Genomic DNA, 20,634 nt, shown 5'->3' with positions numbered 1-20,634 from the left:
CAGATGCGCAGCGACCAGCAGCAGAACAACCGGCGTCTCATCGAGGCGGCCGCGCGGCTGTTCGAGCGGTCGGACGGCCTCATCAAGCTGGCCGACGTGGCCGAGGAGGCGGGGGTGTCGGTCGCCACGGCGTACCGGCACTTCGCCTCCGTGGACGAGATCCTCTCGGCCTACCGGCGCGACATCGGGTTGCGGTTCGCCGAGTTCTCCCTCCAGCAGGACAGCGACGGCACGGCTCTGCTGGAGGCGGTCTGCGCGTTCTGGGTCGACCTCGTCCTGGACGAGGGGGCGGCCCTGGTGCACCGCCGCTCGCACGAGGGGTTCCTGGCGCGGTTCGTCAAGCGGCAGGAGTACATGGCCGGGCAGATCGACGCCCTCGAACGCCCCCTGCGGGAACTGACCCGGCTGCTCGGCATCGAGGACGTGCCGGGCATCCAGGACGAGGCCGCGTTCCTCTGGAACGTGCTGTTCGACCCGCGCGAGATCTTCGACCTGCAGACGACGCTGGGGCTGGACCGCCGGCGCATCAACGCGCGGCTGGTCGGTGCCTTCCGGGGGGCGCTCGGTGGCTGGGCGATGGCCCGGGGTTTCGAGCAGTAGGCCGTCCGCCGCAGTCCACGGCGACTGCGTCTCTCCACTCAGATGCGAACCGAGTTCCACATGATCGCCTGGCGTGGAGTTGTCGTGTCCTAGAACCCAGCTCAAGTGAGAAGGTTTTATCAGGATGACTCGCTCACGTGACACGCCGGAAACAATCGGACGCTTGACTCGTCCCGTGAGTGAGAACAGCGCCGCAGGAAGCGGCTCCGCCGACGCGTTGCTGTCGGTGCGCGACCTCGCCGTCGACTACGGCGTCGGCCCGGCTGCCTTCCACGCCGTCCGCGGCGCCACGTTCACGCTGCGGCGTGGGGAGCGGGTCGGGATCGTCGGGGAGTCGGGGTCGGGCAAGTCGACCCTGACCACGGCCATCGCGGGTCTGAACACCGACCCCTCGGTGCGCATCACCGCCGACGAGCTCACCTTCGACGGCCGTCCGCTCGACCGGAGGACCCGCGCCGGTCTGCCGCACCGGACCCCCGGCCTGTCGATGGTGTTCCAGGACGCCATGACGTCGCTCGACCCGGTCGCCACCATCGGCAGCCAGTTCACCGCCGTGTTCCGCGGGATCCGCCGGGTGGGCGGGCGGGAGGCGCGGGAACTGGCCGCGGAGTGGCTGCGCAAGGTGGGCCTGACCGACACCGAGCGGGTGCTGGCCAACCGCCCGTACGAACTGTCCGGCGGCATGCGGCAGCGGGTGATGGTCGCCCTGGCCCTGTGCAGCCGGCCGCAGATCCTCATCGCCGACGAACCGACCTCGGCGCTCGACGCCTCCGTCAGCCGCACGATGATGGACCTGCTGACCGACATGACGGTGGAACTCGGCGCCGCCCTGCTCATCGTCACGCACGACATCGAACTCGTCCGGCACTACACCGACCGCGTCATCGTCATGTACCGCGGCCGCATCGTCGACGACGTCGCCTCGGCGCGCCTCGACACCGACGCCCGCTCGCCCTACACGCGGGCCCTGGTGGGCTGCGTCCCCACCCTCTCCGACCACGACCGTCACCGGCTGCAGACGCTGGACGCGGCCTTCGACCCGACCCTGCAGGAGGCGTGATGTCCGAACTCCCGGTGGCGACCACCTCCCGCCGCACCACGGGAACCCCGGCGGTCCTCGAAGCGCGCGGGGTCAGCAAGACCTTCACCACCCGGCGCGGAGCCGTGACCGCCGTGCAGACCCTCGACTTCTCCCTCGACCCCACCTCCGCGGTGGGCATCATCGGCGAGTCCGGGTCGGGGAAGTCCACGCTGTCCCGGATGCTCGTCGGTTTCGAGGCTCCCAGCACCGGGCGGGTCTACTTCAACGGCACCGACGTCCAGGCGATGCTGCGGACACCGGGGGGCCGCAGGGAGTTCCGGGCCGCCGTCCAGTACGTGGCCCAGGACACCTCCTCCTCCTTCGACCCGCGCCGGACCCTCGGGGACGCCGTCGCGACCCCGCTGAGGCTGCTGCGCGGGATCACCGGCACCGCAGCCCGGGAGCGGATGGCCGAGGTCGCGGCCGAACTGCGGCTCAACCCCGACTTCTACGAGCGCCGGCCCGCGCAGGTGTCCGGTGGGCAGCGGCAGCGGTTCGCCCTGGCCCGCGCCCTCGTGGTCCGCCCGCGGATCCTGCTGTGCGACGAGGTCGTCTCCGCGCTCGACGTCTCGGTGCAGGGTGCGGTGCTGAACCTCGTGAAGGAGTACGTCGAGGAGCACGACATCGGCCTGGCGTTCGTCTCGCACGGGCTGCCCGCCACGGCGTTCATCGCCGACGAACTCATGATCATGCGTCACGGCCAGGTCGTCGAACGCGGTCGCACCGGTCAGGTCGTCACCGACCCGCAGGCTGCCTACACCCGCGACCTGCTCGACGCCTACCGAGCCACGGGAGCCTGACGTGAACCGCTTCTACCGCGAGAACCGCTGGTGGATCCTGCGCACCCTCGCCCTGCCGCTGCACATCGCCATCTTCGCCACCCTGGCGTTCTTCCTGGTCCGGGTCGTCCCCGGCGACCCCGTCGCGGTCACCCTGGAGGCGGCGAACGGGTACACCCAGGAGCAGTACGACCAGGCGGCCGAGGCGATGGGGCTGGGCGGGTCGATCTGGAACCAGCTGGCGACCTTCTGGGCCGGTTTCGTCCGGGGTGACCTCGGGACGTCGATCATCTCCGGCCGGCCGGTCCTGTCGGACATCCTCGACCGTCTGCCGGGCACCCTGGAACTGGTGCTGGTCGGTCTCGTCGGGGCGGCGCTGCTGTCCCTCGTCCTGGGTTTCGTCCTGCTGACGGTGCCGAACCGGCTCGTCCAGCGCGTGGTCCGCGCCTACAGCCACACGGCCGGCGCCGTGCCGCCCTTCGCCCTCGCGGTCGTCGGCATCTTCGTCTTCTTCGTCCTGCTGAAGTGGCTGCCCTCCCCGCTGGGACGCACCGGCGGTGGCGTGGAACTGCCCGTCTGGAGCGGTTTCCCGATCCTCGACGCCGTGGCGACCGGTTCCTGGGCCGCGCTGTGGCAGATCGTGCTCCACTACGTCCTGCCGATCGCGGTCATCGTGGTCTGCTACACCCCCTACATCTTCGGCCAGCTCGTCGTCGGTCTCGACGACGCGGCGAAGTCCGCGGCGACGTTGTTCCGCATCGCCTCCGGCGCCAACCGCTGGGCGGTGTACCGCAGCATCTTCCGTCGCGCGGTGTCCAGCGCGGTCGTCATGTTCGCCGGCCTGCTCGGTGGCCTCATCGGCGGTGTCGTCGTCCTGGAGCAGCTGTTCAGCTTCGGCGGTGTCGGCCAGTTCGCGGTCGACGCCGTCAACACCAGCGACTTCGTGGCCCTGCAGGGCTTCCTCATCGTCATCGCCGGCATCTGCCTGGTGATCTTCCTCGTGGTCGACGTGGTGAACATGCTGCTCGACCCCCGTCGTCGTCCCGGAGAGGCGGTCAGCCAGTGACCCTCGACGTCAACACCCCGTCCGCCACCGCGGCGCCGGCGGCGGTGGCCGCACCCCGCCGGCGCCGTGTCCCGGTGCGTGCGCTGCTGCCGATGGTCCCGGCCGTGCTCGTCGTCCTGGTCACGGTGCTGTCCCCGCTGATCGAGACGTTCGACCCGCAGCAGGCCGTCGGCGACGCGCGGCAGGCGCCGGACGGCACCTACTGGTTCGGCACCGACTCCGTCGGGTTCGACATCTTCTCCCGCACCGTCGCCGCGTTCCGCATCGACATGCTCGTGGCCCTGCTGGTGACCGTCGCCTCGACGGTCAGCGGGCTGGCCCTCGGCATCGTCATCGGCATGCGCGAGAGCCGCGGCGGGTTCTTCGGCTGGCTGGCGCGGACGACGACCCGTGGCGTCGACCTGGTCGACGCGATCCCGTCGATCATCTTCGGGGTCGTCATCGTGGGCCTGTTCGGCGCCAACGCGGTCACGCTGAGCATCGCCCTGACCTTCGTCCTCATGCAGAACCAGTTCCGGCTCACCCGCGTCGAGGTGCTCAAGGTGCGCAACGACGCCTACCTCGACGCGGCGCTCATGGCCGGCCAGGGGGAGTGGCGGATCCTGTTCCGGCACGTGCTGCCGAACTCCTGCCAGCCGGCGCTGGTCAACTCCTCCCTGGTCTTCGGGAACTCCATCGTCATCCTCGCCAGCCTGGGGTTCCTGGGCGTCGGCCTGCAGCCGCCGACCCCGGAGTGGGGATCGATGATCTCCACCAGCCTGTCCGACCTCATGCTCGGGCGCTGGTGGGGGGCCATCTTCCCCGCCCTCGCCCTGTGCCTCACCGTCGTCGCGGCCGGCGCCTTCAGCCGGTCGCTGCGCGCCCTCGTCGACTGACCTCCGCTCCGCCCCCGTCCGGACCCCCACCTCTGATTGGACGCTCATGAAGCGACGTGACTTCACCCTGCTCGCCGGTGGCAGCTCGCTGGCCATCGCCCTCACCGGTTGTGTCGACGCCGGCCAGGACGAGGCGTCCGGCAGCTCGACCGGCGGGTCGGGCGCCACCCCGGAGACCATCACCGTCGCGGCGTCGGCCATCGCCTCGTCCTACGACTGGGACGCGGGCGGGGTGTACACGAACGAGAACTTCGAGACCAACCAGAACACCCAGGCCAACCTCATCCGCAACCCCTACGTCGACACCGGTGACCAGGGACTGCAGACGCAGGACTACGCCAACTTCGAGGGCGTCCTGTGCGAGGAGGAGAACCCCTACACCGTCAGCGACGACGGCCTCACCTACACGTTCAACCTGCGCCAGGACGTGCTGAGCCAGGCGGGCAACCCCTTCACCGCCGACGACGTCATGTGGTCGTTCGAGCGCAAGTACAACGTGCCCACCTCCCCGACGCCGGGGGTGCTCAGCCCGTACTTCGAGGGCTTGTCGCAGATCCGGCGGGTGGACGACTTCCACGTGTCCTTCACGGTCAAGCAGCCGTCGGACGGGTTCACCCTCCTGGGTGTCCTCGCCAACCTCTACGGCCGCATCTACGACTCGACGGTGCTCAAGGCCAACGCCACCCCCGACGACCCGTACGCCACGGCCTGGTCGAAGGTCAACTCCGGCTGGGGCTACGGGGCGTACACCGTCGAGTCGATGACGCCGAACACCGAGCTGGTGCTGGTGGCCAACCCGAACTACGTCTTCGGTGAACCCGAGGTCAAGCGCGTCGTCATCAAGCAGGTCACCGACCCCGGCACCCGGGTGTCCATGCTGCAGTCCGGCGACATCCAGTTCGCCGAGCAGCTGCGGCCGGCCGACCAGGCGTTGTTCCTGGACATGGAGGGTTTCACGGCGCCGACCTTCGAGCACCCCATCGAGTTCCTCGACCTGGCGGCGGTCACCAACAAGGCGCCCTTCGACGACGTCGCCGTCCGGCAGGCGCTCGTCTGGGCGGTGCCGTACTCGGAGATCGTCAAGCAGGTCTACTCCGGCCGCGCGGTCGAGGCGCAGGGCCTGATCAACCCGCAGACCGAGGGCTACACGCTGGACGGCATCGAGAAGTACTCCTACGACCCGGAGAAGGCGCAGCAGATCCTGTCCGACGCCGGCTACACCGAGCCGGTGGCCTTCACGCTGAGCGTCGCGAACAACGTCCCCGACGCCGTCGACACCGCGGTGCTCATCAAGTCCTACGCCGAGAGCGCCGGCTTCGCGGTCACCGTCCAGCAGGAGCAGTCGGCCGCCTTCGCGCAGGGCCGCTCCGGCGGGACGTTCCAGGCGCTGCTGTACCGCACCCGGGCGCAGACGCAGTCGCCGGTGTACTCGACGGCCTCGTGGTTCCTGCCGAACAACAACACCGGCAACGTCCCGCGCTGGGAGGACCCGGAGTTCTACCGCCTCGTCGACGAGGGGCGCGCGATCGCGGACCCGCTGAGCGAGGAGGCGGGGGAGAAGTGGAACGAGATCACGCGCTACGTGATGTCCCAGGCCCCGGAGACGGCGCTGGTGATGATCCAGCCGTCGATGGTGTTCACGAGTTCGCTGACCGGGTACGCGTACCGTACGGACAGCACCATCGACTACGCGCGCATCACCGCGTCCTGACCCGAACGTCCTGATCCGGAAGTCCTGAGTGGAGTGGCTGTTCCCGTGACCCCCGACGCACGACAACTGAAGAAGGTGCTCGTCGCCAACCGCGGCGAGATCGCCGTCCGGGTGGTCCGGGCCTGCCGCGACGCCGGGCTGGAGTCCGTGGCCGTGTACGCCGACGGGGACCGCGACGCACTGCACGTCCGCCTGGCCGACGAGGCCCACGCGCTGCGCGGCCGGACGGCCGCGCAGACGTACCTCGACGTCGCCAAGCTGCTGGACGTCGCGGTGCGGTCCGGTGCCGACGCGGTGCACCCCGGCTACGGGTTCCTGTCGGAGAACGCCGACTTCGCCCGCGCCGTGATCGAGGCCGGCCTGGTGTGGGTCGGCCCGCCCCCCGCGGCCATCGAGGCGCTGGGGGACAAGGTGTCCGCGCGGCACATCGCGGCCCGGGCCGGTGCTCCGCTGGTGGCCGGGACGCCCGACCCGGTCTCCGGCCCGGAGGAGGTCCTGGCCTTCGCCGACGAGCACGGTCTGCCGATCGCCATCAAGGCGGCCTTCGGCGGCGGTGGACGCGGCCTGAAGGTGGCGCGCACCCGCGACGAGGTGGCCGAGCTGTACGCCTCGGCCGTCCGGGAGGCGGTGGCGGCGTTCGGGCGCGGGGAGTGCTTCGTCGAGCGCTACCTCGACCGGCCGCGCCACGTCGAGACCCAGTGCCTGGCCGACCGGCACGGCGGGGTCGTCGTCGTCTCGACCCGGGACTGCTCGCTGCAGCGCCGGCACCAGAAGCTCGTCGAGGAGGCCCCCGCCCCGTTCCTCACCGACGAGCAGCGGGCCGAACTGGACCGGGCGTCGCGGGCCATCCTGCGCGAGGCCGGGTACGTCGGCGCCGGGACGTGCGAGTTCCTCGTCGGTGCGGACGGCACGGTGAGCTTCCTGGAGGTCAACACGCGGCTGCAGGTGGAGCACCCGGTGACCGAGGAGATCACCGGGATCGACCTGGTCCGTGAGCAGTTCCGCATCGCCGCCGGCGAGCCCCTGGGGTACGACAGCGTCGAGTCGCGCGGCCACTCGTTCGAGTTCCGGATCAACGGTGAGGACCCCGCCCGCGGTTTCCTCCCCGCACCGGGCACCGTCACCCGTTTCGCGGTCCCCAGCGGGCCCGGCGTCCGGGTGGACGCCGGGGTCGAGACCGGCGGGGAGGTCTCGGGCGACTTCGACTCCCTCCTGGCCAAGCTCGTCGTCACCGGCCGCGACCGCACCCAGGCGCTGGAACGTGCCCGTCGGGCGCTGGCCGAGTTCACCGTCGAGGGCGTGGCCACCGTCCTGCCGTTCCACCGGCTCGTCGTGGAGCAGCCGGCGTTCGCGGCGGCCTGCGCCGAGCAGTTCACGGTGCACACCCGGTGGATCGAGACCGAGTTCCCGCTCGACCGGCTGAGCGCACCCGATGCGCCGGTCGCCGTGCCGTCCCCGGCGGCGGGGCCGGTCGCGACCGAGACCGTGGTCGTCGAGATCGACGGTCGCCGCGTCGAGATCGCGCTGCCGGCCGACCTGCTGACCCCCGCCGCCGCACCCGCCACCGCACCCGTCACCGCACCCGCTGCCGCGCCCACCGGCGCGGTCCCGGTCACGGGGCCGGAGGCGCTGCTGGCGCCGATGCCCGGTTCGGTGGTCAGCGTCGCCGTCCGCGACGGGCAGACCGTGGCGGCCGGTGACCTGGTCCTGGTCATGGAGGCCATGAAGATGGAGCAGCCCGTCACCGCGCACCGCGCGGGGCGGATCGCCGGGCTGTCCGTCGACACGGGCGGTGCACTCACACCGGGTGCCGTGATCTGCCGGATCGAAGAGTGAGGGGGGACGACGTGACGGTCACCGCACCGGTCGCCGACACCGCAGCCGCGCTGCTGGACGAGGGGAGTGCCACCGCCGTCGCCGGTGCGTCCCGCGGGGCGTGGGCGGGCCTGGGCTCCGTCGACGGCCAGGAGATCGCCCTGGCCGTCGTACCGGCCGAGGTTCCCGTCTCGGCCGTCGGGGAGGCGGTCGGCCGGGTCGTCGACCTGGCCTCCTCGGGTGGACGGCCGCTGGTGCTGGTGCTGGGGGTGGACGGGGGTGCCGGTGACGGGTCGGTGCCGCCGACGGGCCAGGACGTCACCGCCGGGTCCGCGCTCCTGCGGCGCATGACGCACGCCTCGGGGATCGTGCCGCAGATCGCGGTCGTGGTGGGCCCGTGCCTCGGCCCGTGGGCCGCCGTCGCCGCGGCCGCGGACCTCGTCGTCGTCGCCGAGGACGAGGCCCACCTGCGCACCGTGCACCCCTTCGACGTCGCCGCGGCCACCGGGGAACTCGTGAGCGCGGACGACCTCGGGGCCGCGGCCGTCCTGCGGGACAACGGCACCGCCCACCTGAGCGTCCCCGACCGGGCGGCGGCGCTGGAGCGGGTGCGGGAACTGCTCGGCCTGCTGCCGGCCAACAACCTCTCCCGCCCCCGGCCGGTGCCGGCCGCCGCCCCCACCGGCGGTACCGGCCTGCGGGCCCTCCTCGACGGTGCCCGGTTCCTCGAGCTGCAACCCGGGTACGCCGCGAACGTCCGCTGCGGACTGGGCCGCACCGGTGGCGATGTCGTCGGTGTCGTCGCGACGGCCTCCGAGACGGACTCCGGTGCGCTGACCCCGCAGGCGGCGGTGAAGGCCGCGCGTTTCGTCCGGTTCTGCGACGCCTTCGGGCTTCCCGTCGTCACCGTGGTCGACACCCCCGGGGTTCTTCCGGACGTGACCGCGGAACGTTCCGGGCAGGTGCGCGACCTGGCCGGTCTGGGGCAGGTGTACGCGGCCGCGTCCGTGCCGCTCGTCACCGTCGTGACCGGCCGCGCCCACGGCCTGGCCGGCAGCGTCCTGGGCGCCCGGGCGCTGGGCGCCGACCTCGTGCTGGGCTGGCCGCAGGCCAGTTTCGGCGACGGGACCGTCGACGCGCAGCAGGCGGTGGCGGCCGGACTGCTCGACGAGGTCGTCGAGCCGGACGCGACGGCAGGAGCGGTGCGGCGCGGGTTGTCCTGGTTGCGGACGAAACGTGTCCCGGCTCCCGTGCGGCGGCACGTGACCGGCGCGCGGTGATGGTTCCGGTGCGGGTGGTGCGGGGTCGGGCCAGCCCCGAGGAGGTCGCCGCGGTGCTGACCCTGCTGCTGACGCGGCGGCGCACCAGCGCGGCCGCCGCGTCACCCGCGGGAGCAGCGGCCCCCGAGTCGAGCTGGTCCCGTCCGTTCAGCCGGAACCGGGTCGGCCACGCCCCGGACGAGGGGTGGTTCGCCAGCACCCGTCCCTGGACGTGACTCGCGTCGGGGCGTGCGGGCCGCACGGACCGGGGGACCGGCTACCCCGGCGGTAGCCGGTCACGTCCGCGGGCACGGGTTCCCCGTTCCCCCGCGTCACCCGAAGGAGGGAGCGCCCGAGGGAGGAGTTCCACCGCCGGGTGCCTCGCCGCCCGGTGCGCCCCCGCCGCCCATCCCGGACGCTTCCTGCTGCGTCGCGCTGCCGGCGTAGTCGTTCGTCGGGTCGCGGTAGATCGTGTGGACGTGACCCCAGCCGCTGGTGGTGACGCCTTCGACGTCGGCTCCGGCCGATCCGCCCTGCGCCTGGAACGAGACGTACACGTTCGACCCGGAGATGGAGAACGAGATCCCGTCGCCGGTGCTCATGTCGTACGTCGTCTCGCCCGACCAGGCCACGACCGTCGTGTCGAGGGTGGCCTCGATCTCGGCCAGGGTCGTCGCGCTGCTCTCCTCGTCGGCCATGCCCGCCCAGTTGGCGATGAGCTCGAGCAGCAACTGCTTCTGCTCGTCGGTCAGGTCCGCACCGGTCAGGCCAGCGCCCGTGGAGAACTCGCACGTGTCACCGGGCGCGCAGGAGCTGACGTCACCGGAGGTCAAGGTCGCCTGCTGCTCGGCGGTCAGGCTGTCGAAGAACGCGAAGGCGTCGGTGTAGATGCCGTCGAACGGCTGCACCTCGTTGCCGTCCTCGTCGGTGTAGACAGCCGGCTGCACCCCGAGGTGGGTCGGGGCGAACGTGATGGCGTCGGCGGTGCCGTCGAGCGTGGCGTTGATGCCCAGGTGGTGACCGCCGAACTGCACCTCGAAGGCGCTCGTGGTGGACGGGTCGCCGAAGAAGGCGATGTAGTACTGGCCCAGGCTCTCCTCGGTGGAGTCGGAGTTCTCGTGCAGGTACTCGTCACCGCCCATGATGCCCGTGACGGTCTCGTAGGCCTCGTCGCTGAGCAACGCCTGCAGGACGGCCAGGGCGGCGGTCTGCTGTTCTTCGGTGAGGTCGGTGAGGTTCAGGCCGGCGCGTTCGACGAACGTGACGGGGAAGTTGGACCAGGAGGTGGTCTTGGTCTCGTCGTCGTAGTCGTACAGCACCGTCTCGCGCTGTTCGTCGCTGAGCGTGGCGAGGAAGGCCTCGGCGGCGGCGGCGGTGTCGCTGATCGTCCCGGCCGTCGTGGTGGCGTCGGTGGTCGAGGTCGTCGCGGCGTCCGTGATCGAGCTCGACGTGGAACTGGTCGCCGTGGAACTCGTCGCGGACGCGTCCGTGGTCGTGCTGCAGCCGGTGAGGGCCAGGCCGCCGGCCAGCAGCATGGCCGCCATCCAGGTGGCCCGCGCTCGCAGCGGCCGGCGCCTCGTCGGGGCGGGGGTCGTGTCGATCTCCGTCATGACCACCACGCTAGAGAGGCTTCTTGTCCGTTTCCTGTGTCACGCCCATGAGGAGTCGAACTGCTGGTGGCGCAGGTGCCGGCGCCGGCGCTCGCCGCACGACCGGAGGGGCGGGGCGGCCCGTCGCCGACGGTGCCGCCGCCGCCCCTGCGGCGTCAGGAGGTCTGGCCGCCGTAGTCGGTGGTCTTGTCGCGCCACACCGCGTGCGGGTGGGCGCCTTCGAGGACGACGCCGTTCTGCAGGGAGAACTCGATCCAGACCGAGGGGCCGTCGATGCGGACGTAGTCGCCGATGTCGGTCATGTTCCCGGTGCCGGCGTACGAGACGTAGGTGTCGTCGAGTTCGCTCTCGTACCCCGCCAGGACGGTGGCGGCGTCGGCGTCGGCGATGTCGCCCACGTACTTGCCGATGGCGGCCAGGACGAGCGCGCGTTGGGTGTCGTCGAGATCGGATCCCTTGACGCCGGAGGCGGTCTCGGGGAACGCCCAGTCGCTGCCGGGGCCGAGGACGATGTCGTTGAAGGACTGCGACAACCTCGCGGTGTTCTTCTGCGTCTCGTCCAGGGAGGCGAGCACCGCCGCGAACGCGGCCCGCTCCTGCTGTTCGGCGTCCACGGTCACCCCGTCCAGGGTGACCGTGGTCATCGGTTCGATGCCGCGGAAGGACGGGGTCGCCCCGGCCAGCGCACCGTCGGTGTAGGTGTTGGCGACGGCGAGGTGGTGCCCGCCGAACTGCAGTTCCCAGGTGCCGGTGTCGGCGGGGGTTCCGAGGAAGGCGACGAAGAAGTTGCCCCGCCCGTAGCTGTCGCCGCCGCCGTTGTCGGCGAGGTAGTCGTCGGCCGCCAGGTGCTGAACGATCTCGTCGTAGCCCTCGTTCTCGCCCGATCCGGTGGCGGCGGCGAGCAGGGTTTCCAGCGCGGTCCACTGCTCGTCGGTCAGGGAGTCGGTCTGCAGGCCGACGCGCCCGGAACTGGTGCCACCACCTCCGGGAGCGGTCCCCGTCGCGGTTCCCGTGGGGGCCTCGGTCGCCGTGCCGGTGGCGGTGGCGGTGGCGGTGGCCCCGCTCGTCGGTGCACCCGTCGGAGGGGTACCGCCGGTGGGCGCGCCGGTCGGGGCGGTTCCGCCGGTGGGGGGAGTGCCACCGCCACCGCCTCCGCCGCCGAGCAGGTCGTTGGGCAGGTTCGACCAGTTCGAGGCGTTGGCGAACGTGTACTCCTGGTACAGCGCGGTCTTCTGGTCGTCGGTCAGCGCCGCGGCGAACGCCTCCGCCAGGGTGACGACGTCGCTGGCACCGGCCGGGTCGTCGTTGCCGCCGGCGACGGCGGCGGCGCGGGTGGCGCTGTTCGCCACGGAGGCGGTTCCGCCGTAGACCTGCGCGGTGGTCAGGGTTGCGGCGTTCTCCTGCAGGTACCTCTCGGTACCTGCGCCGAGCGTGGTGGCCGATCCGGTCAGCAGCAGCGGGAACCCGGCCTCACCGGCGGCCGGGCCGGCAGCCAGGGCGTCGATGCGGTAGCCGTTGGCGAGCCCGACGCCGGTGTCGAGGAACCCGGCGTCGGCGGCGATCCCGGACTCGGCGATGGCAGCGGCCGTCTCGGTGCGGTCCGCGCCCTGCAGTCGGGTGGTCGAGTCGACCCCGGCCGCGGCGGCCGCCTGGCCGGCGATCGCGGCGCTGACCGAGTTCTCGCCCCCGAGGACGACCACCGACGTCGGCTGCAGGGCGCTGAGCGCGGCGGCGGTCGAGGCGGACAGCCCGTCGGCGCCGGTGAGCAGCACCGGGACGCCGGCACGGTAGGCCACCGGTGAGACCGCCAGGGCGTCGGCGGCGACCTGGTTGCCGTAGACGTCGCCGCGGGCGATGAACACCGACGTCGCCGGCGCCGAGGACGCGTCGGCCGCGGCCTGCGCGATCCGGGCGGCGGTGTCGAAGCGGTCGGTGCCGGCGATCCGGTCGCCGCTGCGCCCGGCGGTCAGCGTCGCGTAGGTGCTCGCCGAGACCGACGACTCCCCGCCGACGACGACGACCTCGGAGGGGTCGAGCGCGGCGAGGGCCTCGGCCGTCGCCGCGGGAACCGTCCCGGCCTGGGTGAGCAGGATGGGCGCGTTCACGGCACCGGCGAGGTAGGAGGCGGAGATGGCGTCGATGCCGTTGCTCTCGCCGTTGGCCACGACGACGGTGTCGGCCGCGTCCCAGGTGCTCAGCGCGATCGCTGCGGCGGTGGCGTACCGGTCGGCCCCGGCGATGCGGGCCTGCGCGGCGCTGGGGTCGAAGCTGGAGTCGGCGGAGGAACTGGGAGCGCCCACGGTGGTGAGCCCGACCAGGACCGCGACACCGGCGCCGAGGCGGAGCGACTTCTTCGTGCGCGAACTCGAACTGTCCACAGGAGTACCTCTTCAACAGGGCCGGCGTCGGCCGCGGCCGTCGGGGAGGGAGACGCCGGCCGCCCAGTGGGTGCGGGGAGTTGACTGAAGCCTACTCTCCGTAGTCGGAAAGTTAGGGCGCTTCCCGGTGGCCGGACAAGGCCGGGAGTGTCACCGCGGCTCGAGGGTTCAGCCGGTGCCGCTCTTCGAGGGTGTGTCGAGAACACTCACCTGCGCGTCCTGCGCCGGACGGGTCCTCCTGGTCAGGAACCTCGCCGCGACGACGGCTGCGGCGATCCACAGGGCCGCGACGATCCACGGCGACGCCGCGCCGAGGTTGTCGGCCGCCGCGCCGAGCGGGGTGGGGTACCCGATCCGGTCGATCAGCCAGCCGGTGGCGGCCAGAGCGGTCACGGCGGCGGCGCCCACCCGCAGCGGCGGGTAGATCGGCGTGCGGGCCAGCACGATGAGCGGCGGCAGCACCAGCAGCACCACGACGAGCTGCATGATCTCGATGCCGACGTTGAAACCGAGCAGACTCCAGGCCAGCTGGCCGCCGGACAGCTGCAGCTCCGACAGCGTCGTGGAGAACGCCATGCCGTGGACGAGGCCGAAGAACCCCGCGACGAACGCCTCCCGGCCGGGGAACAGCGGTCGCACGGCGTGCGCGGCGGCGACGAGGATGCTGACCGCGATGAGGGCCTCGACGGGCTGCTGCGGAACGGGCAGGCCGACCGCCCCCAGGGCGAGGGTCAGCGAGTGCCCGACCGTGAAGGCGAGGGTGATCGTCGTGATGCGCCGCACCGCGTGGCCCGGACGCGCGACCTCGCGCCAGCGCCGTCCGGTCCCGGCGGCGGCACCGGCGGCGGCTGCGGAGGCGAGCAGGGGCGCCGGCAGCAGCAGGGTGAGCAGGAACAACTGGTGGTCGGTGCCTTCGGCGATGTGAGAGATGCCCACGGTGAGCATCCCGAGGAAACCCTGGCCGGCGCCGCTGTCGTCGAGGTCCACCGTCAGGGCCGGAACCGTACCGGTGACGGTGTCGGTCTTGATGGTGCCCAGGGTGCGCACCTGCCCGCCGGAGTCGCCGCTCCGCTCGAACTGGGCGGCCTGCTCCCGGGCCTGCCCGCTCCGGTTCGCACTCCCTCCGCTGACCTCGACGTCCCCCGTGGCGTCTCCCGTGGCGTCGCCGGTGAGCAGGACGAAGACGTCGGCGGTGACGACCTGGTGCACGATCGCGTCGAAGTCCAGCGTGAAGGTCCGCACGTCCTCGGCGGCCTCGGGGGTCAGGGTGGCGGTGGCGGTCACCGCGGGGAACCCGCCGGTTCCCCACTGCTCGGTCCGGGTCAGGGCGACGTCGCCGACCTCGACGGTCCAGAGGTCGGCCTCGGGGCCCGTTCCGGTGCTGACGGTGAAGTGCTGCTGGAGGTAGTCGGTGATCTCCTGCGCGGTCTGCGCCGGCACCGCACCGCTCGTGGGGACCTCGACACCGGAGGCGGTGATCAGGTCAGCGGTCGGCAGGGTCAGCCGTGCGGTGACGTGGTCGGCCTGGACGTCGAGGGCGATGACGGTCGAGGGCACCACGTGGGCCGAGGCCGGCGCCGCCGTGGCCAGGACGGCCAGGGCGGCACCGACGACGGCGAGCGCCGCGACGCCCAACCGCTGCCGCAGGGTTCGCGGACGGCCGTCCGTCCGGTGCCGCACGGGCCGGCCGCCGGCCGGGCGGGATCGGCCCGGAGGGGTACCGGGCGGCGGCTCACCCGGCCCGGCGATCGACCGGGCGCGCAGCGGGACGCTCGGGTCGTGACGCGTCGTGGTCATGTCAGCCCGTCAGGCCGGCGTAGTCGGTGGTCTTGTCGCGCCACACCGCGTGCGGGTGGGCGCCTTCGAGGACGACGCCGTTCTGCAGGGAGAACTCGATCCAGACCGAGGGGCCGTCGATGCGGACGTAGTCGCCGATGTCGGTCATGTTCCCGGTGCCGGCGAAGGAGACGTAGGTGTCGTCGAGTTCGCTCTCGTACCCCGCCAGGACGGTGGCGGCGTCGGCGTCGGCGATGTCGCCGACGTAGGTGTTGACGGCAGCCAGGACCAGCGACTTCTGGTCGTCGGTCAGGTCCGAACCCTTCACGCCCTCGGACGTCTCGGGGAAGGCCCAGTCGGTGCCGGGGCCGAGCAGGATGTCGCCGAAGGACTGCGACAGCGTCGCGGCGCTCCTCTGCGTCTCGTCCAGGGAGGCCAGGACGGCGGCGAAGGCGGCCCGTTCCTGCTGTTCGGGCTGGACGGTCTCGTCGTCCACGGTGACCGTGCTCATCGGTTCGATGCCGCGGAAGGACGGGGTCGCCCCGGCCAGTGCGCCGTCGGTGTAGGTGTTGGCGACGGCGAGGTGGTGCCCACCGAACTGCAGTTCCCAGGTGCCGGTGTCGGCGGGGGTTCCGAGGAAGGCGACGAAGAAGTTGCCCCGCCCGTAGTCGTCGCCGCCGCCGTTGTCGGCGAGGTAGTCGTCGGCCGCCAGGTGCTGAACGATCTCGTCGTAGCCCTCGTTCTCGCCCGATCCGGTGGCGGCGGCGAGCAGGGTTTCCAGCGCGGTCCACTGCTCGTCGGTCAGGGAGTCGGTCTGCAGGCCGACGCGACCGGTGCTGGAGCTCGAGCCGCCCGGTGCGGCGCCCGCGCTGGGGGCTGCCCCGGTGGGCATTCCCGTCGTGTCCCCGCTGGGTGGCGTGCCGCCGCTGGGCGGTGTGCCCCCGCCGCCGCCTCCGGTGCCCATGCCGGTCAGCAGGGCGTTGGGGAAGTTGGACCAGTTGGAGGCGTTGGCGAAGGTGTAGTCCTGGTTGAGGGCTTCGCGCTGGTCGTCGTCCAGGGTGGCGGCGAACGCCTCGGCCGCCGCGACCACCTCCGCGCTGCCGGCCGTGGCGGTGGCCGAGGAGCTGGAGGTCGACGAGGAGGAACTCGACTCGGAGTTCTCGTCGTCGGTGCCGCAACTGGTCAGGGTGAAGACGAGCGCGGCGGCCATCCCGACCGCGGGAAGCCGGAGCAGCTGCTTCTCCTGGATGATACCCATGGTGGTCATCTAACCACGGTGAGTGATTTCACTCGGAGGAGCGAGTCGGCGCCCGCCGGAAGCGCTTCTCGTCGGCGCTGCGCAGGACCGTCAGCCGGTGAGCCCGCCGTAGTCGGTGTTCCGGTCGCGCCACACCGAGTGGATGTGCGGGGTGTCGGGGAAGACCAGGCCCGGCTGCATCGCCAGCTCGATCCACACCGACGGGCCGTCGATGCGGATGTAGTCGCCGCGGGCGGTGAACTGCCCCGTGCCCGAGCAGCAGACGTACGTCTGGTCGAGTTCGGACTCGTAGCGGGACAGGATCGTGGTGGCGTCGGCGCTGGAGACGTCGGCCACGTAGGTGGTGACGGCAGCCAGGACCAGCGACTTCTGGGCGTCGGTCATGTCGGCGACCGGGGTGCCTTCGTAGGTGTCGGGGAACGCCCAGTCCTGGCCCGGGCCGAGGACGAGGTCGCTGGTGGTGACCGTCGCGGCGGCCAGCTGGTCGGAGTCCAGCGCGGCCAGGACGGCGGTGAAGGCGGCGACCTCCTGGGCCAGGGGCGCGTTCGTCCGGCCGTCGTAGTCGAAGGCCGCGACCGGTTCGAGTCCGCGGAACGACGGCGTGGCTCCGGCGAGGGCGCCGTCGGTGTACGTGTTGGCGAACGCGAGGTGGTGGCCGCCGAACTGCAGTTCCCAGGTCCCGCTCGTCGAGGGGGTGCCGAGGAAGGCGATGAAGTAGTTCCCGCTGCCGTACCCACCGCCGGAGTCGATGGAGGCGAGGTAGTCGTCGGCGTTGAGGATCTGCTGGATCTCGTCCCAGCCCTCGTTCTCCCCGGTGCCGGTGGCCGCCGCCATCAAGGCCTTGAACGCGGTCCACTGCTCGTCGCTGAGGGTGTCGGTCTGGACGCCGACACGGCCCGTGCTGTTGCTGCCGCCCGGCCCGCCGCTCGGGGCGGTTCCGGTGCCGTCGGCGGTGGGTGCGGCGCCGGAGGGGAGGTCGCCGCTCGGCGCGGTCGAACCGTCGGCCGACGCGGTTCCCCCGACGGAGACCGTGCCGGCCAGCAGGGCGTTGGGGAAGTTGGACCAGTTCTGCGCGTTGTCGAAGGTGTAGTCCTGGTACAGGGCCGACTGCTGCTCGTCGGACAACGTCGCCGCGAAGGCCTCCGCCAGCGACACCAGGCTGTCCGAGGAGGTGCCGGCCGCTGCCGAGGTGGAACTCGTGCCGGTGGAACTGGCGGTCGCGGAGTCACCGCAGGCCGCGAGTCCACCGACGAGGGCGATCGTTCCGGCCAGGCCGAAGAGGCCGCGACGGCTGGTGAGGTGTTCGGGCGAGGCGCTGGTCTCGGTCATGGTGAGGAACGTACGAGCGCCGCCAGAGCGGCCCCGGTGCGCTCGCTGTGCGGTCGCTGAGTCGTGGTGAGGCGGCGACCGGGCGCCGGGACCGGTCACCGCGCGGACCGGGCATCGCCCTCCGGCGCCGCTCGCGCGCACCAGGCCGACAGCACCAGGCTCGAACCCGTCGCCGCGAAGGCGACCGCGGCACCGCCGCCGGTGGAGACCGCACCGACCACCAGGGGAACCAGCGTCTGGCCCACCCGGTTGCCGACCAGGCGCAGGGAGGCCGTCACCCCCCGTTGCCGGGGGGAGGTGATGAGCGTCATCCAGGACATCGTCAGCGGCTGCACGGTTCCCGCGGCGAGGCCGTAGACCAGCACGGACACCAGCAGCACCGCCGCAGGCGCCGGCAGCGCCAGGGTTCCCAGGCCGAGTGCCGCGAACCCGCTGCCCGCCACCAGCACCCGCCGGCGCCCCAGGGCACCGGTGAGTGCCGACAGACCCAGGCGCGACACCATCGTCGCCCCGCCCCGGGCCACCATCAGCCCGGCCGTCCACGCCGGGGACAGGCCCCGCTCCTGCGCGAGCAGCGGCAGGTAGGCCACCGTGACGTCGAGGGAGGCCAGCACCAGACTGCTGGTCGCCAGCGCCCGCAGCACACCGCGACGACGCAGGAGTTCCCCCGGTCGGGCCGGTGCCTCCTCCTCGGCCGGGACGTCCCGGGCCGCCCGCCCGTCGGCTGCCGGCACGGCCGCGGCGAGCCCCACGCAGACCAGGGAGGCCACCAGCAGGACCGGGCCGACGACGGGCAACGACGCCGAGTCCGCCGACCCGGCCCCCGGCAGCAGCAGCGCGAGCGGTCCCAGCAGCTGACCGCTGGACGTCGCCAGCGTGTAGAGGCCGAAGGAGGAGTCCAGCCGTCCGGCGCCGGCTGCCCGCATCACCCAGGCCTGCTGGCCGACGATGGCGAAGAGCATGCCCAGGCCGAGCAGCACCGATCCGCTGATCAGCCCGACGAGGGTGCGCCCGGCCAGCAGGCACACCGAGGTCGCCAGCAGGCAGGCGACCGAGCCCAGCAGCAGACTGGTCCGCTCTCCCAGCCGGTCGTTGAGGTTCCCCGCGAACAGCGCGGTGAGCAGGGGCGGCAGCGCGAAGGCCGCCGCCACCACGCCCAGCCAGGACGATCCCGCGTCCAGGTGCAGGACGTCGTACGAGACCGCCGGCCGCAGCGCGTAGCTCAGCGCCTGCAGGAGCACGGAGTGGGCGAGCAGCGAGACCGGGAGGACGGGCCTCACGGGAAACTCCTCACCGGGCGGCCGTCTCGAGCGCCCCCTCGCGAGCCGCCTCGTCGACCTCGTGCATGGCGGCGATGACGCTGTCCAGGTGAGCCCGCATCGCGCGCTCGGCCGCCCCCGGATCCCGGCGGCAGATGGCGTCGACGATGGCGAGGTGCTCACCGACCGACACCGTGGGCCGCCCGGGTTTCATGGCCAGCCGGTACTGGTGGCGCACGCTCTGCCCGCGCATCCTGTCGATGATCGAGCGCGCGGTCCGCTGGCGGCTGATCTCGTGGATCCGGCGGTGCAGGTCACGGTTCAGCGCCGAGTACCCGGCCACGTCCGCGCCGGCCACGGCGTCGAGCATGCCCTGCCCGATCGCCCGCAGTTCCTCGATCTCCTCCTCCGAGACCAGTTCGGCGGCCTTGCCGGCGCACAACCCCTCCAGGGCCCGGCGCACCTCGGCGATCTCCACCGCCTCCTCGAAGGGGATGGCGCGGACGCGGGCCCCGCGGTTGTGCACGCGTTCCACGAGTCCTTCGGCCTCCAGGCGGCCCAACGCCTCGCGGACCGCGGCCCGCGAGACGCCGAACTGCTCGGCGAGGTCGTGTTCGATCAGCCGCTGGTTGGGGACGAGTTCGCCCCGCAGGACCAGCGACCGGATGTCGGCGACGAGTTCTGCCACGTCGGTTCCAACTCAGCCGGTGTAGCCGAAGATCGTCGTCCAGGTCTGCGCATCGGGTTCGAGGCTGGCCAGGGACTCCTCCAGCGTGGCGCGGTGGACGAAACCGCTGCCGGCCGCGGGCAGGGTGATGTCGCCGATCGTGGGTTCGGGCATGCCGGCGTGGACGGGGTAGTCACCGATCGACGCGGCGAGCTTCTGGCCCGCTCCGGACATCAGCCAGTTGACGAACACGGTCGCGGCCTCGGGGTTGGCCGCTGCGTGTCCCTGCGCGAGGTAGAACGGGTAGGCGGCGGCGCCCTCCTCGGGCGTCGCCACGGTGAGGGGTGCGCCCTCGAGGATCGCCGAGTACGCGGTGGCGATGGGGATGGTGCCGATGCCGATCTCACCGCGCGCCAGGGCGTCGGTGAGGGAGGCGGAGGAGTCGAAGATCCGCGGCCCGGTGGCCGCGTAGTCCCGCAGCCAGTCCTCGCCGAGGACCTGCAGCTGGAAGTGGGTCAGGGCCGCCGTGCTGCCCCCCGCGCCCACCTGCACCGTCCCCGTCGGGGCGGACACCGAACCGTCCACCAGGTCGGCCCAGTTCTTCGGGGCCGAGGCCTCGTCCACGACCTGGTTGTTGTAGCCGAAGCTGTAGACCCGGTCGAAGCTGCTGTAGTACAGACCGTCCTCGTAGACGGCTGCCGTGTCGACGGCGGCGGTGATGTCGTCGGTCAGCGCAACGGGGTCGAAGGCGCCCGCGGTGGCCATCGCCGCGACCAGGTCCTCACCGGAGATGCGGATGACGTCGGCGCCGAGCTTGTCGGCCGCCACCTCGGACAGGATGCGCTCGGACAGCTTGTTGGGAGCCAGCCGGACGATCTCGACCTCGATGCCCGTGGCTTCGGTGAAGGCGTCGGCGACCTGCTTCTCGGACTGCTCGCTGGCCCCGGTGTAGAAGACCAGCCGCCCCTGGTCCTGCGCCGCGGCGTAGAGGTCGGCGGCCGCGACGAGTTCACCGTCGATGACCAGGTCGCCGTTGGCGGCCGTCGCCGCGGCGCCGCTGCTGTCACCGCCGGAGCAGCCGGCGACGCCGGTCGCCAGCAGCGCGGTGGTGGCCAGGGCCAGGGTGCTCCTCCGGGTGAGGTTGCGGGGGGCTGGGTTGAGCTGGGACACG

Annotated in this window: 17 protein-coding genes; 9 read left to right on the top strand and 8 right to left on the bottom strand. The window is 72.2% G+C overall.

Annotated features, from left to right (window positions below; all coding sequences use genetic code 11):
• The first annotated feature begins 3 nt into the window (after positions 1 to 3).
• The 9 genes from ACRYR2_RS04975 to ACRYR2_RS04935 all read left to right on the top strand — a co-directional run bounded on the left by ACRYR2_RS04975 (position 4) and on the right by ACRYR2_RS04935 (position 9,422).
• On the top strand, positions 4 to 600 hold the full coding sequence (locus tag ACRYR2_RS04975) for a TetR/AcrR family transcriptional regulator (protein WP_432561726.1): 597 nt from the start codon (positions 4 to 6) through the stop codon (positions 598 to 600).
• A 175-nt stretch (positions 601 to 775) separates the two neighbouring features.
• Entirely contained in the window at positions 776 to 1,660 is an 885-nt protein-coding gene (locus tag ACRYR2_RS04970) for an ABC transporter ATP-binding protein (protein ID WP_432561725.1), read from the top strand.
• Complete coding sequence (locus ACRYR2_RS04965; RefSeq protein WP_432561724.1) at positions 1,660 to 2,481, top strand: ABC transporter ATP-binding protein; 822 nt, start codon at positions 1,660 to 1,662, stop codon at positions 2,479 to 2,481. The genes ACRYR2_RS04970 and ACRYR2_RS04965 overlap by 1 nt, the downstream gene beginning before the upstream one ends.
• A 1-nt stretch (position 2,482) precedes the next feature.
• A complete protein-coding gene (locus tag ACRYR2_RS04960; protein ID WP_432561723.1) occupies positions 2,483 to 3,526 on the top strand; it encodes an ABC transporter permease in 1,044 nt (347 codons plus the stop codon).
• The gene (locus ACRYR2_RS04955; protein ID WP_432561722.1) at positions 3,523 to 4,401 is read left to right on the top strand and encodes an ABC transporter permease; all 879 of its coding nucleotides are present in this window, start codon (positions 3,523 to 3,525) and stop codon (positions 4,399 to 4,401) included. The genes ACRYR2_RS04960 and ACRYR2_RS04955 overlap by 4 nt, the downstream gene beginning before the upstream one ends.
• A 46-nt stretch (positions 4,402 to 4,447) precedes the next feature.
• Positions 4,448 to 6,112: an ABC transporter substrate-binding protein gene (locus tag ACRYR2_RS04950; protein WP_432561721.1), complete on the top strand. Its 1,665-nt coding sequence runs from the start codon at positions 4,448 to 4,450 to the stop codon at positions 6,110 to 6,112.
• Positions 6,113 to 6,178: 66 nt separating this feature from the next.
• Positions 6,179 to 7,948, top strand: a complete 1,770-nt coding sequence (locus ACRYR2_RS04945) for an acetyl/propionyl/methylcrotonyl-CoA carboxylase subunit alpha (protein ID WP_432561821.1) — start codon at positions 6,179 to 6,181, stop codon at positions 7,946 to 7,948.
• A gap of 11 nt (positions 7,949 to 7,959) precedes the next feature.
• Positions 7,960 to 9,207, top strand: a complete 1,248-nt coding sequence (locus tag ACRYR2_RS04940) for a carboxyl transferase domain-containing protein (RefSeq protein WP_432561720.1) — start codon at positions 7,960 to 7,962, stop codon at positions 9,205 to 9,207.
• Positions 9,208 to 9,224: 17 nt separating this feature from the next.
• Positions 9,225 to 9,422: an acyl-CoA carboxylase epsilon subunit gene (locus tag ACRYR2_RS04935; RefSeq protein WP_432561719.1), complete on the top strand. Its 198-nt coding sequence runs from the start codon at positions 9,225 to 9,227 to the stop codon at positions 9,420 to 9,422.
• A 96-nt stretch (positions 9,423 to 9,518) separates the two neighbouring features.
• Here ACRYR2_RS04935 and ACRYR2_RS04930 read toward each other — a convergent pair whose 3' ends face one another.
• From ACRYR2_RS04930 to ACRYR2_RS04895, 8 genes are all read right to left on the bottom strand, one after another.
• Entirely contained in the window at positions 9,519 to 10,796 is a 1,278-nt protein-coding gene (locus tag ACRYR2_RS04930; RefSeq protein WP_432561718.1) for a DUF3500 domain-containing protein, read from the bottom strand.
• Between the two features lie 155 nt (positions 10,797 to 10,951).
• Complete coding sequence (locus ACRYR2_RS04925) at positions 10,952 to 13,174, bottom strand: DUF3500 domain-containing protein (RefSeq protein ID WP_432561717.1); 2,223 nt, start codon at positions 13,172 to 13,174, stop codon at positions 10,952 to 10,954.
• A gap of 168 nt (positions 13,175 to 13,342) precedes the next feature.
• On the bottom strand, positions 13,343 to 14,971 hold the full coding sequence (locus ACRYR2_RS04920; RefSeq protein ID WP_432561716.1) for a HupE/UreJ family protein: 1,629 nt from the start codon (positions 14,969 to 14,971) through the stop codon (positions 13,343 to 13,345).
• A 1-nt stretch (position 14,972) separates the two neighbouring features.
• A complete protein-coding gene (locus ACRYR2_RS04915) occupies positions 14,973 to 16,217 on the bottom strand; it encodes a DUF3500 domain-containing protein (RefSeq protein ID WP_432561715.1) in 1,245 nt (414 codons plus the stop codon).
• 81 nt (positions 16,218 to 16,298) lie between these two features.
• Positions 16,299 to 17,537, bottom strand: a complete 1,239-nt coding sequence (locus tag ACRYR2_RS04910) for a DUF3500 domain-containing protein (RefSeq protein WP_432561714.1) — start codon at positions 17,535 to 17,537, stop codon at positions 16,299 to 16,301.
• Positions 17,538 to 17,632: 95 nt separating this feature from the next.
• A complete protein-coding gene (locus ACRYR2_RS04905; RefSeq protein WP_432561713.1) occupies positions 17,633 to 18,817 on the bottom strand; it encodes an MFS transporter in 1,185 nt (394 codons plus the stop codon).
• 10 nt (positions 18,818 to 18,827) lie between these two features.
• Positions 18,828 to 19,484: a GntR family transcriptional regulator gene (locus ACRYR2_RS04900; protein ID WP_432561712.1), complete on the bottom strand. Its 657-nt coding sequence runs from the start codon at positions 19,482 to 19,484 to the stop codon at positions 18,828 to 18,830.
• A 12-nt stretch (positions 19,485 to 19,496) separates the two neighbouring features.
• Positions 19,497 to 20,633 (bottom strand): ABC transporter substrate-binding protein, encoded by a 1,137-nt coding sequence (locus tag ACRYR2_RS04895; RefSeq protein ID WP_432561711.1) that lies wholly within the window; start codon positions 20,631 to 20,633, stop codon positions 19,497 to 19,499.
• Position 20,634: the final 1 nt, after the last annotated feature.

The sequence above is a fragment of the Kineococcus deserti genome (genome assembly GCF_050871945.1).
Classification (GTDB): Bacteria; Actinomycetota; Actinomycetes; order Actinomycetales; family Kineococcaceae; genus Kineococcus.
The sequence above is the reverse complement of the archived record's forward strand: the minus strand, read 5'-3'. Positions and strand labels throughout refer to the sequence as shown.